We start from the raw sequence: 1,528 nt of genomic DNA, 5'->3' as shown, positions 1-1,528 counted from the left end.
AACTTATTCTCAAAACCAACTCACCATCAAATTCATCACTTAAAGCAATCAACTTAATCACAAGTAACTGTTTTTCAACAAGTTTCTATCTGCATCACCGCCGATGGATGTGCATTATAGACCATTAAAAACCCTTTGCAACCCTTTTTTTAAATCAATATCATCAACCGAACACTTTTTAGGCTTTTTAGTCATTTTTAGATGAGATATTAAACTTTTTTTACGTTATCAACTTCATGTAGAATAGATCATTCGTGCAATAGTTTGGCATTAACTCATATGTGGCAGTTCGCTAAAAAAGTATTTGTTTGCATACTTGTAGTGCTTGCTACGAGTGGGCCTTGTTATGCCAATTCAAAACATAATTTCTATGTGCTTACTTTATCTATTTTAAGCTACAGTAAGTGGGAGAATGTAAATACTCCTACCCTTTGTGTGATTGACAACCCTTCAATCACCTCTACCTTTCAATCCTACATCCAGCAAATGTCTTATAATTATCGTGTTCAGACTGTGAATATGAAAGATTTTGCTCGGTCACATTGTCAAGCTGTCTATTTTTCTACTACGTCTCCACAGCAACAACAAAGCCTTATTCAAAATTATCCTTATCGTTCTTTACTTTCATTAAGCATTAATAATTCTGATTGCGAAATAGGAAGTATCTTTTGTTTGTATAATCAAAATAATTACACTACTTTTAAAGTTAACTTAGATGCATTAAGTCACTCCAAAGTCCATATTGATCCGAGAGTATTGCTCTTGGCTAAGAATGCGGAGTAAGGATTATGATATCAAAGTTGTATCAGTCCACTTCACTGCATGCATTATTTAGAAAATCTCAATTTACTATTTTTGCTATTACTTTTTTTATTTGCTCTTTTACATTTGTATCGATTTCTGTTTTTACAATGGAAACTTATGCTAAACAGAATTTGCAATTGCTGAGTCATACTCTGTTAGAGCGTATCCAGCCAGCAGTCGTATTTAATGATAAAATTACAATTGAACAAATTTTAAATGAGTATACGAACGATCATTCAATTCGTGCTATTCATATCTATGATTCAGAGCATCATTTAATCGCACAAAGTTTTAAGTTATCAAGTCAGACTTCAATTTTGGAGCGTTGGTTTGATCATTTATTTTTAAATGAACCCGTTCATCTGACAATTTACCATCATGAGCAAAATGTTGGTGAACTCACACTTTTTGGTAGTTCTGAAAAAATATTGCAGTTTCTCAAAATGATTATGGTAGGGCTAGCAATTGCGATGTTGTTTATTGTTTGTGCTTTGTGGTGGTCAGTAAACTTAACTTATCGTCAAATTATGCAGGCTATTTATCCACTTACTAATATTGCTCAAATTGTAAGTGAGCAAAAAGCTTATAATCTACGTTTTCCGTATAATCGCATTAAAGAATTTCAAGATTTAAATACCGTTTTTAATGAGTTACTTGAAGAAATTCAGATATGGGATAATCAGCTACAAAAAGAAAATCGTAAATTATCCTTTCAGGCTCATCA

Annotated in this window: 2 protein-coding genes; both read left to right on the top strand. The window is 32.3% G+C overall.

The annotated features are described in order from the left end of the window. Positions 1-279: 279 nt before the first annotated feature. The gene (locus HUN22_RS16945) at positions 280-783 is read left to right on the top strand and encodes a YfiR family protein (protein ID WP_174731841.1); all 504 of its coding nucleotides are present in this window, start codon (positions 280-282) and stop codon (positions 781-783) included. A 5-nt stretch (positions 784-788) separates the two neighbouring features. Continuing rightward, the coding region (locus HUN22_RS16940) for a CHASE sensor domain-containing protein (protein ID WP_302675974.1) at positions 789-1,528 on the top strand (740 nt) is incomplete at its 3' end.

Source organism: Acinetobacter lactucae, from assembly GCF_013344765.1.
Taxonomy (GTDB): Bacteria; Pseudomonadota; Gammaproteobacteria; order Pseudomonadales; family Moraxellaceae; genus Acinetobacter; species Acinetobacter lactucae_A.
This window is presented reverse-complemented; position numbering and strand designations above follow the sequence as displayed.

Excerpts from the sequence above, each read along its gene's own strand:
- HUN22_RS16945 (WP_174731841.1), top strand. The coding sequence starts at position 280 with ATGTGGCAGTTCGCTAAAAAAGTATTTGTTTGCATACTTGTAGTGCTT.